The 17,084-nt window shown below is 43.8% G+C and carries 18 protein-coding genes; 12 read left to right on the plus strand and 6 right to left on the minus strand.

Annotated features, from left to right (window positions below; all coding sequences use genetic code 11):
* Positions 1 to 5 precede the first annotated feature (5 nt).
* Positions 6 to 1,631 (minus strand): alpha-glucosidase, encoded by a 1,626-nt coding sequence (locus tag ACYVGZ_RS09500; protein WP_460754491.1) that lies wholly within the window; start codon positions 1,629 to 1,631, stop codon positions 6 to 8.
* Between the two features lie 201 nt (positions 1,632 to 1,832).
* Between ACYVGZ_RS09500 and ACYVGZ_RS09505 the strand changes: the two genes are divergently transcribed.
* Entirely contained in the window at positions 1,833 to 2,984 is a 1,152-nt protein-coding gene (locus ACYVGZ_RS09505) for an MFS transporter (RefSeq protein ID WP_460754493.1), read from the plus strand.
* A 10-nt stretch (positions 2,985 to 2,994) separates the two neighbouring features.
* Here the strand turns inward: ACYVGZ_RS09505 and ACYVGZ_RS09510 are convergent, their stop codons facing one another.
* On the minus strand, positions 2,995 to 3,900 hold the full coding sequence (locus tag ACYVGZ_RS09510; protein WP_460754496.1) for a LysR family transcriptional regulator: 906 nt from the start codon (positions 3,898 to 3,900) through the stop codon (positions 2,995 to 2,997).
* A gap of 93 nt (positions 3,901 to 3,993) precedes the next feature.
* Between ACYVGZ_RS09510 and leuC the strand changes: the two genes are divergently transcribed.
* The 6 genes from leuC to ACYVGZ_RS09540 all read left to right on the plus strand — a co-directional run bounded on the left by leuC (position 3,994) and on the right by ACYVGZ_RS09540 (position 10,178).
* Complete coding sequence (gene leuC / locus ACYVGZ_RS09515; protein WP_460754499.1) at positions 3,994 to 5,421, plus strand: 3-isopropylmalate dehydratase large subunit; 1,428 nt, start codon at positions 3,994 to 3,996, stop codon at positions 5,419 to 5,421.
* Positions 5,422 to 5,431: 10 nt separating this feature from the next.
* Positions 5,432 to 6,082, plus strand: a complete 651-nt coding sequence (gene leuD, locus ACYVGZ_RS09520) for a 3-isopropylmalate dehydratase small subunit (protein WP_460754501.1) — start codon at positions 5,432 to 5,434, stop codon at positions 6,080 to 6,082.
* Between the two features lie 24 nt (positions 6,083 to 6,106).
* Complete coding sequence (gene leuB, locus ACYVGZ_RS09525) at positions 6,107 to 7,180, plus strand: 3-isopropylmalate dehydrogenase (RefSeq protein WP_460754503.1); 1,074 nt, start codon at positions 6,107 to 6,109, stop codon at positions 7,178 to 7,180.
* Between the two features lie 81 nt (positions 7,181 to 7,261).
* A complete protein-coding gene (gene asd, locus ACYVGZ_RS09530) occupies positions 7,262 to 8,380 on the plus strand; it encodes an aspartate-semialdehyde dehydrogenase (protein WP_460754506.1) in 1,119 nt (372 codons plus the stop codon).
* Between the two features lie 294 nt (positions 8,381 to 8,674).
* The gene (gene hpf / locus ACYVGZ_RS09535) at positions 8,675 to 9,067 is read left to right on the plus strand and encodes a ribosome hibernation-promoting factor, HPF/YfiA family (RefSeq protein ID WP_460754508.1); all 393 of its coding nucleotides are present in this window, start codon (positions 8,675 to 8,677) and stop codon (positions 9,065 to 9,067) included.
* 223 nt (positions 9,068 to 9,290) lie between these two features.
* The gene (locus ACYVGZ_RS09540; protein ID WP_460754511.1) at positions 9,291 to 10,178 is read left to right on the plus strand and encodes a DMT family transporter; all 888 of its coding nucleotides are present in this window, start codon (positions 9,291 to 9,293) and stop codon (positions 10,176 to 10,178) included.
* Between the two features lie 138 nt (positions 10,179 to 10,316).
* Here the strand turns inward: ACYVGZ_RS09540 and ACYVGZ_RS09545 are convergent, their stop codons facing one another.
* Positions 10,317 to 10,808, minus strand: coding sequence for a DUF2938 domain-containing protein (locus tag ACYVGZ_RS09545; RefSeq protein ID WP_460754513.1), 492 nt, complete (start codon positions 10,806 to 10,808; stop codon positions 10,317 to 10,319).
* A 77-nt stretch (positions 10,809 to 10,885) separates the two neighbouring features.
* On the opposite strand from ACYVGZ_RS09545, the gene ACYVGZ_RS09550 reads away from it, so the two are divergent.
* Both ACYVGZ_RS09550 and ACYVGZ_RS09555 read left to right on the plus strand, forming a co-directional pair.
* Complete coding sequence (locus ACYVGZ_RS09550; RefSeq protein WP_460754516.1) at positions 10,886 to 11,326, plus strand: helix-turn-helix domain-containing protein; 441 nt, start codon at positions 10,886 to 10,888, stop codon at positions 11,324 to 11,326.
* Between the two features lie 213 nt (positions 11,327 to 11,539).
* The gene (locus ACYVGZ_RS09555; protein ID WP_460754519.1) at positions 11,540 to 11,965 is read left to right on the plus strand and encodes a GFA family protein; all 426 of its coding nucleotides are present in this window, start codon (positions 11,540 to 11,542) and stop codon (positions 11,963 to 11,965) included.
* Here ACYVGZ_RS09555 and ACYVGZ_RS09560 read toward each other — a convergent pair whose 3' ends face one another.
* Positions 11,966 to 12,088: a hypothetical protein gene (locus tag ACYVGZ_RS09560; RefSeq protein ID WP_460754522.1), complete on the minus strand. Its 123-nt coding sequence runs from the start codon at positions 12,086 to 12,088 to the stop codon at positions 11,966 to 11,968.
* A gap of 137 nt (positions 12,089 to 12,225) precedes the next feature.
* Complete coding sequence (locus ACYVGZ_RS09565) at positions 12,226 to 13,422, minus strand: DEAD/DEAH box helicase (RefSeq protein ID WP_460754525.1); 1,197 nt, start codon at positions 13,420 to 13,422, stop codon at positions 12,226 to 12,228.
* Between the two features lie 242 nt (positions 13,423 to 13,664).
* Here ACYVGZ_RS09565 and ACYVGZ_RS09570 point away from each other — a divergent pair, with 242 nt between their 5' ends.
* From ACYVGZ_RS09570 to ACYVGZ_RS09580, 3 genes are all read left to right on the plus strand, one after another.
* A complete protein-coding gene (locus tag ACYVGZ_RS09570; protein WP_460754528.1) occupies positions 13,665 to 14,510 on the plus strand; it encodes a polysaccharide lyase family 7 protein in 846 nt (281 codons plus the stop codon).
* A 112-nt stretch (positions 14,511 to 14,622) separates the two neighbouring features.
* A complete protein-coding gene (locus tag ACYVGZ_RS09575) occupies positions 14,623 to 15,183 on the plus strand; it encodes a DUF1415 domain-containing protein (RefSeq protein WP_460754531.1) in 561 nt (186 codons plus the stop codon).
* 77 nt (positions 15,184 to 15,260) lie between these two features.
* Positions 15,261 to 16,094 (plus strand): CvfB family protein, encoded by an 834-nt coding sequence (locus ACYVGZ_RS09580; protein WP_460754534.1) that lies wholly within the window; start codon positions 15,261 to 15,263, stop codon positions 16,092 to 16,094.
* A 33-nt stretch (positions 16,095 to 16,127) separates the two neighbouring features.
* Here the strand turns inward: ACYVGZ_RS09580 and ACYVGZ_RS09585 are convergent, their stop codons facing one another.
* A complete protein-coding gene (locus ACYVGZ_RS09585; RefSeq protein ID WP_460754537.1) occupies positions 16,128 to 17,075 on the minus strand; it encodes a ketopantoate reductase family protein in 948 nt (315 codons plus the stop codon).
* Positions 17,076 to 17,084: the final 9 nt, after the last annotated feature.

The following is a 17,084-nucleotide window of genomic DNA, read 5'->3' on the forward strand; positions in this document are numbered from 1 at the left end:
GGAAGTTAAGACTGATAACCAAGGTACAGGCTACAGCCTGGTAATTCTATACTGTGATTTGTTTTCTTACCTGCCTTAAGGCTGCTAGGGAGAGCGACTTCGGTTAAGTCGTCATCACAGGGGATTGCAACAGACTGCTGGTCCGTGTTTAAAGCGACAATTAGGTTTTCGCCTTGGTAGGAACGGCTAAAGCAGAGGCTGGTATCTGAGTGTTGTAAAAACGTAATGTCTCCAAAGATTAGCGCAGGATGTTGCTTCCGTAGGTGTAGAAAGGCTCTATAGGCGTTTAGTACAGAATGCTTATCGTCTTCTTGTATATTAACCGCGCTAGCCCGTTGAGTGGCATCAATTGGTAGCCAAGGGTTGGGGTGCTCTGTGAATCCAGCAAGCTCAGAGTCTTTCCAAGGAATAGGGGTTCGACAGCCATCTCGGCCTTTAAATTCGGGCCAAAAGTTGATACCGAAAGGGTCTACCAGCTGTTCAAAACTGAGTTCAGCTTCGTGTAAGCCGAGCTCTTCACCTTGATACAAGCAAACGCTGCCGCGTAAGGTCAGCAGCAGAGCCATGTGTATCTTGCTGAGTTCTGGGCTAGCTTGCGTGCCACCCCAACGACTAGCAACTCGTTCTACGTCATGATTGCTAATGGCCCAGCAAGGCCAGCCATCACCAAGTTCATTTTCAATATCTTCTATGGTTTTTCGTACATGGGTCATGCTGGCATCATGAGTTAGAAAATCAAAGGAGTAACACATGTGCAGTTTGTCGTTGCCTTGAGTGTATTCCGCCATGGTTTTCAAAGAAAAGTCACAGCCGACTTCGCCCACCGTTGTGGTGCCAGGATAGCGGTCTAATAGTGCCCGCAAACGCCTTAAAAAAAGCACATTCTCAGGGCGTGATTTGTCATAAAGGTGGAGTTGATAGGCGTAGGGGTTGTCGGGGCGAACGCCAATGCTTCCCTCTACGACTTCTTGCTTAGGTGGGTTATCTCGTAAGGCAAGATCATGATAATAATAATTAGCCGTGTCTAGTCGAAAACCATCTACGCCACGTTTGAGCCAAAACTCAACGGTATCCAATACGGCTTGTACGACCTCTTCATTATGAAAGTTAAGATCCGGTTGGCTATCTAGGAAGTTGTGTAAATAGTACTGTCTACGACGACTGTCCCAATGCCAAGCTGGCCCACCAAATACTGACAACCAATTGTTAGGGACGGTGCCGTCGGGCTTACCGTCTTGCCAAATGTACCAATCTGCCTTGTCATTATCTAAGCTCTGGCGTGATTCTTTAAACCATGGATGTTGATCAGAGGTGTGGTTTAAAACCTGGTCAATCATCACCTTAATGCCATGCTGGTGAGCGTTTTCAATTAATTCATCAAAGTCTGACAAGGTGCCAAAAATAGGATCAACGTCGCAATAGTCAGACACATCGTAACCAAAATCTTTCATCGGGGAGGTGAAGAAGGGTGATAACCAAATGGCATCAACGCCTAGTGAGGCAATATAAGGTATTTTCCCATTGACACCAGCAAGGTCGCCAATTCCGTCGTTATTTGCATCGAAAAAACTACGCGGGTAAACCTGATATATGACGGCGCCACGCCACCAAGGCTCTTGTTGTACAGACATGGTTCAAGCTCCTTATGAATAGAAACCAATTAAGGCTGAAGTTAGATTGTTAGTGACTAGTGCGTAAAACGTGAAAGTGGTAATTTTCTTACAAAATTGAGTGCTTTTTATTCTGTAATGTCGCATAATTTATGTACAAAAATAATCATAATGAACCGTCCCCAGCCATTATTTTTATCGACTATTTTCTCTGGATAAACCATGTTCTCAAAAAAAGCCCGCCCAGTAGCTTGGCCCTTATTTGTGTATTATTTTTTCTTTTGTAGTCTCATTGGGGTCATGATGCCCTATATTTCGGTGTACTACAAAAGTATTGGCTTAACCGCTTCAGAAATTGGCCGGTTAATGTCAACCTTTACGTTATCCGGTATTTTGATTCCGTATGTTTGGGGCTGGTTAACATCTAAACTTGGTGTGCCTAAGCGCTTATTGCAAGTTGCCACAATCGGTTGTTTTTTATCTGTGTTGCCTTTTAATTGGTACACGGATTTTACCAGTTTATTAATCATTACTTGCGCCATGGCGTTGTTCTATTCGGCCCTTTTACCCATGACCGATGCCTTAGCCGTGCGAAGTATTCGTCATACCGACGTGCCATACACAAGAATTCGTGTTGGCGGCTCTATGGGGTATGTATTTGCGGTGGCTTTGGCGGGCTTTTTAATTGGCGAATTCGGCCCCAAAGTGGTGATTCCTGCGATGTGTACCAGTATGTTGCTGGCCGTTATTACCATCTTTTTTGTTCGCGAGCAGGCATTTGAAAAAAGCGCAGAGAAAGAAAGTGTGTCTTTTATCACCTTATTGAAAGCACCAGAATCTTTGTTATTTTTTGGATTGGCGTTTTTGGCATTTATGTCTCATGCGCCGTTTAATGTTTTTTTCGCGGTTCATTTAGAAAATAACGGCTACTTAGGTCAACACATTGGCTTAATTATGGCACTGGGTGTCATTATTGAAATCCTCCTGTTTTTGTTCTTTGGCAATCTTATATATCGCTTTCATGTGGTTCATCTTGTCATTTTGTGTTTCATTTGCGGTATTGTAAGGTGGCTCCTTGTGGGCTGGTTTGCCGATGTGCTATGGATACTTTTACTGACACAAATGCTCCACAGTATTACCTTCGCACTGTTTCATATGGTGTCTATTGAACAGATCAGGCGCCTCTTTCCTGAGCGTTTTGCCAGTCAAGGGCAAGCTATGTACAGTGCCTTTGCAATCGGCTTAGGAGGTGGTTTGGGTATGGTGCTAACAGGATACCTGTGGGAATGGCTGGGTGGTGCCTGGTCTTTTACCTTTGCAGCCTTTACCAGTTTATTGGCTTTGGGCTTATTGTTAGTAAGCCAACGTCGTTAATTGAGCTGTGTTATTTATTATGAAATGTACTTACCGAAAGACCATCTGAGTCTTGCTGGACTAAGTCTATAAAGGCGAGTGCAGCGCGGCTCAAAGTGCGTTGCTTATGATGAATAATGCCGAGTTTTCTTTCCACGTTTAAGTCTTCAATTTTAAGAGTATGCAGATTGTCACCGACTAAGGTTGAGGGTAAGAGGGACCACCCCCAGCCGATAGACACTAACATAGCAAGGGTCTCTAGGTTGTTGCTGCTCATCCGCACATTGAGCTTGAGCTGATGCTTAGCAAAAGCCCCCTCAGCAATGTGTCGGGTAAAGGTGTTCTTTTGTGGCAATATACAAGGGTGCTTTGCTAATTGCTGTAATGAGATATTTCGCTCTTGGGCAAGGGGGTGGTCTTGGCTTACCACACAGGTGAGCGGGTCGGACCAAATAGCATGAGACTCAAGCAATGGGTTGTCAGTATTGGCTAATGTGATAACAGCCAGCTCAGCTTGTCCCTTTAGAATTTTTGAATAAGCTTCTTCAGATTCAGTGAAGTCAATTTCCAATTGGGCATTAGGGTAAAGTGCTTGGAACTGTTTTAGTGAATTTGGTAAGCGGCGTAAGCCAATGTGGTGACTTGTGGATATTTTGAGCTCGCCACTTACTCCCTCCATTTGCAGTGTCATGCTGCGTTTTATATCTTGCAAATCTTCTGCAATCTTTTGTGCTTTCGGGAGTAATCGAGCTCCGGCTTCTGTGAGTTGCACCTGACGGCCTATACGGTCGAACAGTTTTATGCCAAGACTAGACTCAAGGGCTGATATTCGCTTACTGGCTGCAGGCTGAGTAATAAATAGACGGTTAGCCGCTTCTGAAAATGAGGCGGTTTCAGCCACTTTTATAAAGGTAAGTAATTCGCCTATATCTAGCATTCCAAATAATTATCCAAAATATGAAAAATATGAATTTGAGTTATTTAAGCGGAAGATTTAGGATAACGCAACTGGAGATTTAGGAGAGAGAATATGTCAGGTAAAACCCTTTACGACAAGTTGTGGGACAGCCACTTAGTGCAACAGCGCGATGACGGTAGCGCATTGATTTATATAGATTTACAGTTGCTTCACGAAGTGACTTCACCACAAGCATTCGAAGGCCTAAGAATGGCAGGGCGTAAACCTTGGCGTATTTCTTCGAGCCTTGCCACACCGGATCACAATGTACCGACGACTAAAAAAGAGCGTATTGACGGTGTAGAGGGTATTGAAGACCCAGTTTCTAAGATTCAAGTGACCACCCTTGATGACAACTGTAATGAATTTGGTATTACCGAATTTGACATGAACGACATTCGCCAAGGTATTGTGCACGTTGTTGGGCCCGAACAAGGTGCAACTTTACCTGGAATGACGGTTGTATGCGGTGATTCTCATACTTCTACTCATGGTGCTTTTGGCGCATTGGCTCATGGCATTGGTACTTCTGAAGTTGAGCACGTGCTTGCGACTCAATGTTTGGTACAAAAGAAAAACCGCAACATGTTGGTTCGTGTTGATGGAGAGTTGTCTCCTTGGGTGTCAGCTAAAGATGTTGTGTTGGCCATTATTGGTGCCATTGGCACGGCGGGCGGTACAGGTTTTGCCATTGAATTCGGCGGTACAGGTATTCAATCTCTATCTATGGAAGGTCGTATGACCGTATGTAACATGGCCATTGAAGCGGGTGCACGTGTCGGCTTGATTGCAGTAGATGATACGACTCTTGAGTATGTGAAAGACCGACCATATGCACCGAAAGGTGAACAGTGGGACCAAGCCGTTGCTGCATGGAAAGACCTTGTATCAGATGATGATGCGAAATTTGATGAGGTTGTGGTAATCAAGGCCGAAGACATCAAACCCCAAGTTACCTGGGGAACTTCTCCTGAAATGGTGATTGCAATCGATCAGCCTATTCCAAAAGCGGAAGACCAAAAAGACCCAGTTAAGAAAGAAGGGTATGCGCGCGCATGGAAATACATGGGACTTGAGGGCAAAACAACATTAGCGGAAGTGGTATTAGATAGAGTCTTTATTGGCTCTTGCACTAACTCTCGTATTGAAGATCTGCGCATTGCTGCAGAAGTCGTGAAAGGGCGAAAAGTGGCGTCAACATTAAAGCAAGCCATTGTTGTTCCTGGTTCTGGTTTAGTTAAAGCGCAAGCAGAAAAAGAAGGCTTACACACCATTTTTGAAGAGGCTGGACTTGAATGGCGCGAACCAGGTTGCTCAATGTGTTTGGCTATGAATGCCGACAAATTAGGTAATGGTGAGCACTGTGCGTCTACCTCAAACCGTAACTTTGAAGGGCGTCAGGGCTTTGGTGGGCGAACTCACCTAGTTAGCCCCGCCATGGCCGCAGCAGCAGCCATTGCAGGACATTTTGTAGATGTTAACGAGTTAGTGAAGCACTAGGAGAGAAAACATGCGACCTTTTACAACACACACAGGTATAGCGGCTCCTCTAGATTTGGCCAACGTTGATACCGACATGATTATCCCCAAGCAATTTTTGAAATCCATCAAACGAACTGGCTTTGGAAAGAACTTATTTGATGAATTGCGCTACCAAGACGAAGGCCAGCCAGATCAAGACTGCACTGGACGCCCTTTACGAGATGAGTTTGTTTTAAACCAGCCTCGTTATGCAGGAGCGAGTGTCCTGCTAGCTCGTCAAAACTTTGGTTGTGGCTCTAGCCGTGAACATGCACCTTGGGCATTAGACGATTACGGTTTTCGTGCGGTTATTGCCCCTAGTTTTGCCGACATATTTTTTAACAACTGTTTCAAAAATGGCTTGCTTCCGATTGTGCTACAAGCTGATGAAGTCGATCAGTTGTTTGCAGAAGTGAACGCTAAAGAAGGTGCGCAAATTCAAGTCGACCTTGAACAACAAACGGTGACCTCACCTCGGGGTACAGTCTTTGAATTTAGTGTCGACAGTTTCCGTAAGCACTGCTTGTTAAATGGTTTAGATGACATTGGGTTAACCCTACAACATGAGTCTGCCATTCGACGTTACGAAGAAAAGCGTATGCAAGAAGCACCTTGGTTGTTTGCTTCTCGTAATAAATAAATTAAAAAATAGCAAAGGTTTCCCATGACACAAAAAGTATTGATTCTACCGGGCGATGGTATTGGCCCAGAAATTGTTGAACAAGCCACACGCGTATTAGACGTAGTTACGCAAAAATTTTCTTTGGATATTGAACACGAAAACGCTTTAGTAGGTGGTTCGGCTTATGACGAAACAGGGTCTCCGTTACCTGATACTACTCTTGAAAAAGCGAAACAAGCTGACGCAATCTTACTGGGTGCGGTTGGTGGACCTAAGTGGGATGGCTTAGACATGTCTGTTCGACCTGAGAAAGGCTTGTTGGGGCTGCGCTCGAATTTAGAGCTTTTCTCTAACTTGCGTCCTGCTATTTTGTACCCGCAACTCGCAGAGGCTTCAAGCCTTAAGCCAGAGATTGTGGCAGGCTTAGATATTCTGATTGTACGAGAATTAACGGGTGGTATTTATTTTGGTCAACCGCGCGGAATTCGTACCTTAGAAAGTGGTGAGCGTGAAGGTTTTAACACCTATGTTTATAACGAAACTGAAATTCGTCGTATTGCCCGTTCAGCCTTTGAAGCGGCTCGTCAACGTGGTAAGCGTGTTTGTTCCATCGACAAGTCGAATGTTTTGGAAGTGACGGTTCTATGGAAAGAAGTCATGGAAGAGGTCGCGAAAGAGTACCCAGACGTCGAATTGACCCATATGCTAATAGATAATGCTGCTATGCAGCTTGTTAGAGCACCAAAACAGTTTGATGTAATGGTTACTGGCAACATGTTTGGTGATATCCTATCTGATGCTGCGGCAATGTTAACGGGCTCTATTGGTATGCTGCCTTCCGCTTCTCTGAATGCGCAAGGTCGAGGTATGTACGAGCCATGTCATGGTTCTGCGCCTGATATCGCAGGCCAAGGTATTGCCAACCCACTAGCAACTATTTTGTCAGTGGCAATGATGTTACGATACTCATTAGACAGTAAAGAAGCTGCCGATGCTATTGAAGCAGCGGTAAGCAAGGTGCTAGATCAAGGCTTAAGAACTTCTGATATCGCATCACAAGGGTGCGAAACAGTCAGTACGCAAGCCATGGGCGATGCGGTACTTGCTGCATTATAAGCTTAATCATTAAGGTATTAAGCGTTCATTCGGGACATTGCTCTTGGTATGAGTGACCCCACAATAAAAGGTAGATAAACGATGTCAAAACAAACTGTAGGATTAGTCGGCTGGCGCGGAATGGTTGGTTCCGTGCTTATGCAACGTATGCGTGAAGAACAGGACTTTGATCATATTGATCCAGTTTTTTTCACCACATCACAAACGGGTCAAAAAGGCCCAGATATTGGTAAAGATATTCCACTTTTACAAGATGCGACGGATATTGAGTCACTTAAGAAGATGGATATTATTATTACTTGCCAAGGCGGTGATTATACTAAGTCGATTTTTCCTCAGTTACGTCAAGCGGGTTGGCAAGGTTACTGGATCGATGCTGCGTCTTCTTTACGTATGGAGAAAGACGCGATCATCGTTCTGGACCCTGTGAACCGTGATGTGATTAAACAAGGCTTGAAAGACGGCGTTAAAACCTTTGCCGGTGGTAACTGTACCGTGAGCCTGATGCTATTAGCGTTAGGTGGCTTGTTCGAGAAAGGCCACATTGAATGGATGACGTCCATGACCTACCAAGCGGCCTCTGGTGGCGGTGCGCGCCATATGAAAGAGCTGATTACCCAAATGGGAATGCTTCATGGCACGGTTGCAAACGAACTAGCAGACCCTGCTAGTGCTATTTTGGATATAGACCGTAAAGTGGCTGAGCAAATGCGTTCAAGCAACATGCCCGTCGATCAGTTTGGCGTGCCATTGGCTGGGAGCTTAATCCCATACATTGATTCGCAACTTGATAACGGCCAGAGCCGTGAAGAGTGGAAAGCTCAAGCAGAGACCAACAAAATTTTGGGTAACACGGGTATTGCGATCCCTGTAGACGGTTTGTGTGTGCGTATTGGTGCAATGCGCTGCCATAGCCAAGCGTTTACTATCAAGTTAAACAAAGACATCCCTGTTGCTGATATCGAAGGCATGCTAGCAGAGCATAACCAGTGGGTTGATGTGGTACCAAATGATAAAGAAGCTACTATGGAACGTTTAACACCAACTGTTGCGACAGGTACGCTGAAAATTCCAGTAGGGCGCATTCGTAAACTGAACATGGGGCCTGAGTACATCAGTGCTTTCTCAGTGGGTGACCAGCTACTATGGGGGGCTGCTGAGCCTCTACGCCGCATGCTACGTATTCTATTAGAAGACTAGTCTTTTAATCAGAGCAGACAACGCCAGCTTAGCTGGCGTTTTTTTTTGCCTAAAATTATGTTTTAAGCAAAGGATTGTCTGATTTTATCTGCCATTATTTTGTCTATTTGTAGTGACCCTTTTCATATACAGCATTGCCATGACAAGTTTATTTCATGATTGTGAACAAGTATTTACGCTTTAGGCGTTGAAATCCTTTGCGAATGTCCATAGATTAGTAATAGAAGCAAAACAAAAGGAGACCTGCACATAGTATAAGAACGACAACCGAACTTAATATAAGGAACAATTTCTATGTATACATTGAATATTAGCGGTCACCATGTACAGTCTGGTGAAGAAGTTCAAGCTTTAGTTAAAGAAAGAATGGATCGTTTGGCGCGGATTAATAATCAAATTACTAGCATCAAAGTGATTTTAAATACAGAGAAACATGGCATTCATGAATTGATAGTAGAAGCCAGTGTGCATATTCCTGGCCATGAACTTTTTGCCACGGTAAAAACAGATAAACAATTAAAACCAGCAGTTGACTTATTGGTTGGTAAGTTAGAAAAACAACTGGTGAAATACAAAGCTAAACATACTGGGCGTCAGCATCATTTAAATGCCAGTGATGTAGAAAGCGCTAGCGAACGTCAGCAACAAGAAGAGTTTGATGAGCTGGTAGAAAGAGAAGTTATTTAAACCTTTTTGCTTTATATAGCCTCGTATTTGTAAAGTGCCCCCATGAGGTTGGGCTCATTTCTAAACGACAACTTAGGCCTGATTACGATATGCTATCGGACTCAGGCCTTTTAGTTGCAGAATCAATCTTAAGCAATTAATACAACCTAATCATTATAATGATCAACTATTAGCTAGCTCATAGGTTAAACTCTTGGTTTATCATGTTAAATGGATAGCGCTCATGACTGGCAAGTACACACCCACTTTAAAAGACTGGTTTTTTTTGCTGTTACTGATTTTTTTGTGGGGAACATCTTTCATGTTCACCGCGGTTTCACTGCAAAGCTTTACTCCTTTGGCGATTGTCTCACTTAGAGTCTTGATTGCTGCGATTATTCTTACGCTTTTCATGTATGCCAAGGGGTGGCGCTTGCCAAAGGAGCCGTTGGCTTGGGGAGTGTTTTTACTGCTAGGAACTATGGGTAACCTGTTGCCATTTTTTCTAATCTCCACTGGCCAGAAGGATGTAAGCTCAGGTATTACGGGCTTGTTAATGGCGTTTATGCCACTAGCGACCATGGTTTTAGCTCATTACTTTGTGTCAGGCGAAAGCCTTAATCGCTTTAAGGTATTAGGCTTTATGCTCGGTATTTCTGGGGTAGTGATTGTGCTTTGGCCGTCCCTAGCTGGTGCCCACAGTAACTTACTTGGTGGTTTGTTGATTCTACTTGCCACGTTAAGTTATGCGGTAAATGCCATTTTGGCGAGACGCTTACCTTCCTTTAACCCCGTGGTGACAGCGGCAGGTGTGATGATCATTTCCACTATGGTGATCGTGCCATTATGGCTGTGGCAAGAGTTACCCTGGCAGCAGAGTTATTCTTTAAAAGCCAGCGTCTCCATGATGTGGTTAGGGGTTGGGCCGACAGCGCTTGCCACTATTCTGCTCTTTGCCGTGATAGGTACGGCAGGCCCAACGTTTCTCTCCTACATTAATTATGTGATTCCGGTGGTGGCGTATTTTACTGGCGCGCTTCTGTTGGGTGAGATGATTGAATGGCGTAGCCTAGGGGCCATGCTGTTAATCATTCTAGGCATAGCGTTAAGCCGTAAGCGGCTGGCTGATTGAGCAGGGCGATAACTCTAAATTTATATAATTCAGCCATTATGTAAAGAGTCGGGGCTGATTAGGCTTTAGCAAGTGTTCTCGTTAAAGCCTTTAGGTAGTTATCAGTGCGCTTGCTATCTTAGCCCGTGCTTTTCTTTTTTAGGAGAGTACAAATAACTTCACTAACAGTGCCGAAAGAAACAGTCCTAAGCCGAATACTGCGTGATTAATCAGGCTGTGTAACCTTGTTGAGTTGGGGGTAGGTGTTCGTGAAGCGGCAATGCCAGCGCCCATACCCGGCTGCAAAATAAAGAAGGGTGCGACAACGGTGAGTATACCCAGCATAAGTGCTGGTGCCAGTGTTGGCTTGTTGATCCAAGGTTGCCCGCAAACGGCAATGAGTAGCACGGCATAGCCAATGCCGATGACATAATGGGACAACCATCCAATCAGTTGTTCGCCGTGAATAGGCTTAGCGTCTTTTATCGTTTTATGATGGAATTTCCCTGCTTTCATATAGGCGATCCAACGCCCGACCAACCGCCAATTGGTTGGAGGAAGGCCGAAGAGAGAGTTTCTCAATAAAGACCATAAGTCCATTACTAGGGTGGCGCCAATACCGATTAATATTGTAAAAATTATGCTACTCATGACTGCTCCATACCTGGTGTTAATTTCAATAGGGTGCTAGGTTACAACTTTAAGTTAACTTTAAGTCAAGAGTGGTTATGGAAATATCTCAGGTAGCCAAACAATCTGGCGTCCCTGCTTCAACGCTGCGTTTTTATGAAGAAAAGGGCTTAATTCATTCAATCGGCCGACGTGGCATACGCCGAGTTTTTGGGGCAAATGTTTTTGAGCGCCTTGAGCTGATTGCGCTAGGGCGCGCGGCTGGGTTCTCGCTGGAAGAAATTGCCAGAATATTAGGTTCACAAGGTAAGCCAAGTATTGATCGTGATTTGTTACTAAACAAAGCCGATGAACTGGACGCGACTATTAAGCAGTTAACTGCCATGCGCGATGGGCTTAAACATGCGGCGGCTTGTACTGCCCCCAGTCATTTAGAGTGCCCAAGGTTTCGGCGCTTAATGAGTCTTGCTGCTTCGGGTGCTGTAAAAGCCACTGCATCAAATAAAGCGATTAAGCCAAAGAAAGCCAGTAATTCTTAACTAGGGAAGGTAGGAACAAGTCCACTGGCTTCAGCGTGTGGATAAAACTTTTTTATTTGAGGCTGGCTTCTCAGTCCAATGTTGAACATATTGGTAAGAAGCTTTCCCTAGAAATATTATTAAGGGGTCGCTCAGTTCTATTCTCTCCACTATATTTAGCTTTACGTGTTTTATTAGGTTAACTCGTACCGAAAAGTGCAGGAGAGATAAATTATGCAAACCAAAGCAAGCTGCCTATGTGGCTCTGTAACATTCGATATTGAATTGTCTAGCTCTGATCTTGAAATGGCTGTTTGTCATTGTAGTATGTGTCGAAAATGGCTCGGTAGTCCCATGATGGCGATAGACAGTGGCAAACTGAAAAACATCACTGGCGAGTCGTTTGTCTCACGCTATGCGTCTTCGGAATGGGCTCAGCGCGGCTTTTGTAATAAATGTGGTACTAGCTTGTTTTATTATCTAGCGCCCGCAGAGCAATATCATTTCCCAGTAGGGTTACTGGACGAGAGTTTAGAGTTCACATTCAGTCACCAGATCTTTATTGATGAAAAGCCCGACTATTATGAGTTCAAGAACAAGACTTATAACATGACAGGTGAAGAAGTGTTTGCGCACTTTTCAGGTGAAAGTGATACCTAATTAATCCCATTTAACTGTTTTTCTCCCTTTAGCCAGTTTGCCTTTAATCAGGCTGGCGTTTTCTTCCTTGTTAGAAACAGGATTTAAGGAAACAAAAAATACTTCATCGGCTTCTTTATTCATCAAGCGGGCTACTGTTAGATGTCATTAAGCTTGGCTTAATTGCGCACTAAATTGATGGCATCTAAAGGCTTCCCGCTGATATTTTGTGATTTCTCCGCCTCTGGAAATCGGAATATCCAACTATTAGGGGGGGGACTTCATTTAGCGGCTTTTTTCTTTTTCTTTCTAATTGGACGGGAGCGTACTTTAGTCTTGGGCTCTAAACCTTCAACGCGGCCAAACTTAATGTTGGTTTGCATAAAGCGTTGAATTTTCTCAATCATTGGCAGGTCGTTAATGTCAATAAGTGATACACACAGGCCCGGCTCACCTTCACGAGAAGCGCGTCCCGCTCGGTGAATATAGGTGTCGGCTTTACGTGGTAAGCGCAGGTTAATCACAGTGTTTATTTCTGGCAGGTCAATACCACGAGCTGCTACGTCGGTGGCGACTAAGACCTGCAAGCGTCCGCGTTTCATTTGCTTCATGTGTTCACTACGGTCGCCTTGTTTCATTTCACCGTGTAAGCCATCACACATAAAGCCAAGTTTGCGAATGGCCTGCACCCACACATCGACATGCTCACGATTCGATACAAACAATACCGCTTGCTTCATGCGATCTTGGTTTAGAAGGTGTTTTACAAAATCAAGCTTATGCTCGTCACTATCAACACGATAAGCTACCTGGCTAATTTGTAGCGGAACAGTACGAGAGGAATCCCCAAGCCGAATATTAATGGCTTCAGGGTCTAGTAACTTGGCCGCAAAGCGACCCATTTTCTCGCCTTCTAACGTCGCAGAAAACATCATAGTTTGATGAGTCGTAATGAGCTCTTTAGCAATGTGGTTAATGGCGTTAGAAAAGCCCATATCTAACATGCGATCTGCTTCGTCGATGACAAAATAGGTGACATCGGTAAGATCGAGCCACTGTTTTTCATCCAGCTCAACTAAACGACCCGGAGTGGCGACTAAAATGTCACATGGCTCGCTTAATTGCTGCTGTTGCATACCATAAGGGGTGCCCCCAATGATGAGTTGAGATTGAATGCGAGTATGGCGAGTGAGCTCAACAATGACTCTAAAAGTTTGCCTAGCCAGCTCGCGGCTAGGAGCAAGAATCAGTACTTTGGGGGCTGTTGTGGATGCTTCATCGCGATCTAGAATGTGTTGTATCGCTGGGGCACAGAATGCGATGGTTTTACCTGTGCCAGTTGGCGCCGTGGCCAAGACATCAGAGCCATCTAAAATAGCAGGGATGGCTTGTTGTTGAATTTCAGTTGCTGTAATAAAGCCAAGTTCTTTAATGGCCTGTTCTATGGTGAAATCCAAATCTAATTCGTCAAATGACATGATATCTCTCTATTGCGGAAAAAAAGAAATGGTCATCAAGGTACCATCTTCATTTGCTCCCATGTTCATAAGAGCGCAGCAATAATACCTTGTTTCGTATGGGTACGACAACGAAAGCTTCTGCCCTATGTTTTCCCCTACTTTAGTTAAATGTAATCTGAAGTTACAAATAGATTATTGAATTGTAATACAATAGTATTATTATAAGGACTCCAATAATAATAAATAGGAATAATGTATTTATGTCACACTCAGTTTATTTAAAAGCCGTGGGCCTACTGGCATCCGCGTTCATTTCCCTCTCTACTTTTGCCGTAGAACAGGTTACAACGCCTGCAGATGTGAAGAAGTTTCAGTCCGTATTGGCCGAGTCCAAGCTTCAATTGTCATCACCGGAAGGTAAAACAGGGAACAAAAAAGACCTGGCTCTTGATAGCGACTTTTCGGGTATTGTTAATGAGCATTTTTATGTAGACCCCCAGACTGAAGATTTGGTGTTTACTATGAAAGGATATAAAAATCGTAGTGAAATTCGCGTGTTGGACAATTTTGACACTTCACTAGCTGATACTCGCTATAGATTGAGCGCAACTATTAAGCCAGTCAATCCTCGTGCGGCCATAGAAAATAGCGATAAAAAGAATGATGCAATGACCTTCTTGCAGGTCCACAATAGTGGTGATGGTACAAGTGAGCGAGGTCACAGTGGTGCTGGCTATATTCCACACCCATTGCTAAGAATTGTGTATGAAGGGGAGCGCAGCTCTAAACAAGATCATTATTGGGCTATCATTAAAAACAATGCAGTGAATTGTGGCTCTAAGAGTGGTAATAAAGGTACTCCCGAATGTAAAAATGCGTATTTAAAGCTGGATTTGGGGGCAGTGAAAGCTGGTGGCTATAGCCATTTCGATATTATAGTAGGTGGGTCAGCGCTTGAGATTAAGGTGGATGGTGAAACCTTGGTGAATCATGACATCAGCTACTGGAAGAAGCAATTCAGCTACTTCAAAGCGGGTGTCTATAACCAATTTAAAAATGGCACCAGTGAAGTGCATTTTAAATCATTAGAGTACGCCATTGAATGAGCGAACTGAGCATTTCAACAAGCCAATCATATGATTGGCTTTTTTATGTCTGTTAGACCCTTTCTGTTCTTTGTTCTACAATAAATACAATATTGATAATAAGAAGATAATCATGAACTTAACAGATGATCTGGTGACTGCCCAAACCATGAAATGGGTGAATGAATTTATTATTAAGCTCAATGTTTGTCCGTTTGCTAAGCGTGAGGTGGAACGCGAATCTGTTCGTATTGTGGTGTTGCGATCTAAAAAAATAGACGTTGCTCTACAAGAGTTGATGACAGAGATAGAGTGGTTAGACCAGCATTCTGAAACAGAAACTACCTTATTGGTTTTTCCAACCCTATTGAATGATTTTCATCGTTATCTAGACTTCGTTGATACCGCAGAAAACCTAATGTACGACCAAGGTTGTGAAGGCGTTTATCAAGTAGCGACATTTCATCCAAATTACTGCTTTGCAGGTGCTGAGCCAGAAGACGAATCAAACTACACCAATCGCTCTCCTTACCCTATGCTGCATTTACTTAGAGAGTCTAGTTTAGACAAGGCCATTGAGTTTTATGGGGATACATCACGCATTCCTGAAGATAACATTGAAAAAATGCAGGCTTTAGGTAATGCCGAGCTTGAACAGAAATTTGTCGCTTGTATGCAAGCAAAAGAGAGTTAATTGAGGGTTTTAGCAAAACATCTTGAACTGTCATTATAAGTCAGTATAGTGCGGTGAGAATCTAAATTGGAGTGAAAATGGCCGTTCAAATAGGGCGTTTAAATAGTTTAAAAGTGGTAAAAGAGAAAGACTTTGGTGTGTTTCTTGATGGCGAAGCCCTAGGGGAAATTTTGCTTCCTAAGCGTTATGTAGCAAAAGGAACAAAAGTAGGCGATGTCTTAGAGGTTGTCATTTATTTAGACTCAGAAGATAAACTGATTGCTACAACGGAAATACCGAAAGTTCAAGTAGGTCAGTTCGCAGCTTTAAAAGCAGTCGCTGTGAATCAGGTGGGGGCCTTCTTCGATTGGGGGCTGCCAAAAGATTTGCTTGTTCCTTTTAGCCAGCAAAAAAACAGAGTTGAAGAAGGGGAAACACATCTTTTATTTGCTTACCTAGATCAACACACTAACCGCATTGTGGCAACAACCAAGGTTGACCCTCTGCTAAACCGAGAAGAAGCCCCGTATCGTGTCGGTGATAAGGTCTCGATTATTGTTGGAGACAAAACCAACATAGGCTTTAAGTGTGTTATTGATCATCGTTTCTGGGGGGTGTTGTTTTTCGACGACGCATTTCGTCCCCTTCGTAAAGGTGAAGTGACCACGGCATACATTAAGCAAATGCGTGAAGATGGTAAAATAGACTTGAGCTTACAAGAAGTAGGCTATAAAAAAGTGAAAAATATTTTAGACGATATTTTGGCCCATTTAGAGAAAAATGGTGGTGAATCGCCATTGACGGACAAGGCTTCACCGGATGCCATTTATGCCGTCTTTAAAGTCAGCAAGGCGACTTATAAGAAAGCCCTTGGGGCGCTCTATAAAGACAAAAAGATCAGCCTGACTAAAGAAAAGATTACCAAGCGTTAAAACAAAGTTATTTCAACGACGATGCAAAAGCTACTAAGTGATGCTTAGTAGCTTTTTTTGTGCCTGTTCTCTTTGCTCTTCGGTTTGCGCAAGTATGGCTTTCAATAAAAGCGACTGGTAAGGGAGTTCAATGGGGCTGTTCTCAATCAGAAAACCACAAATATAATCTACCTCAGTTTTTCGGTTTAACCGTAAGTCTTCGTGCATGGATGAACGGTTTAAGCGAGTCAGCTGAGCGACCGTGTTCACTCGGTGGGTTAAGGTGTCTAAATTAAGGTGCTGACTGTAAGCGTAATAAGAGAAGCCAGGGTGGGAAAACAATCGAGCGAGTTCTTCGAGGGCATGTTGTTTTAATTGAGTAAACTCTTGCTCAAGTAAATCGCCGTTTTGTACTCTAAAAGCACCGGTAATGGGGTTGATAATAGCATTAACTGCCAGTTTCTCGATCAGCTTTTGATGAATGTTATGGATTATATAGTGCTCGATCGGAAACGCCTTGATATGGCGGCTGTCGTCCCATAACCCAAAGTAGGTGTCGCCTTCGCCAGTGTGCTTAACCTGGTTACTTGCAAGCTTTAGAGCCCCTTCGCTGGTCACTCCGACCCATAATGTCTGCTTAGGGCCAAGCTGCTCAAAGAGAGCTTGTTGGGCACCGAGGCCATTACACAAACAGGCCACCATGGCCTTCTTTTTAATGTGCGGCTTGACACTTAAATAAGCCGCTACCAAATCATAAGATTTTGTGCAGAGCAGCACTTTGCCGTACTTTTTGTCCAGTTCTGTATGGGTAAAGCTTTGGATGCTAAATTGTTCAGAAGAGGGCTCTGCATCGCTTGGTGAATGGCTTTCTAATGTTAAAAAAGCCCCTGGCGACTCGCTGCGGTATACAAGATGAACAGGATAACCCAGTTTACTTAAGCGGCTCGCCCATAATAAACCAATTGCGCCAGCACCCACTATTAGCCAAGGTTTCAATTTCATATTGGTATT

It is taken from the genome of Marinomonas epiphytica, assembly GCF_054780655.1.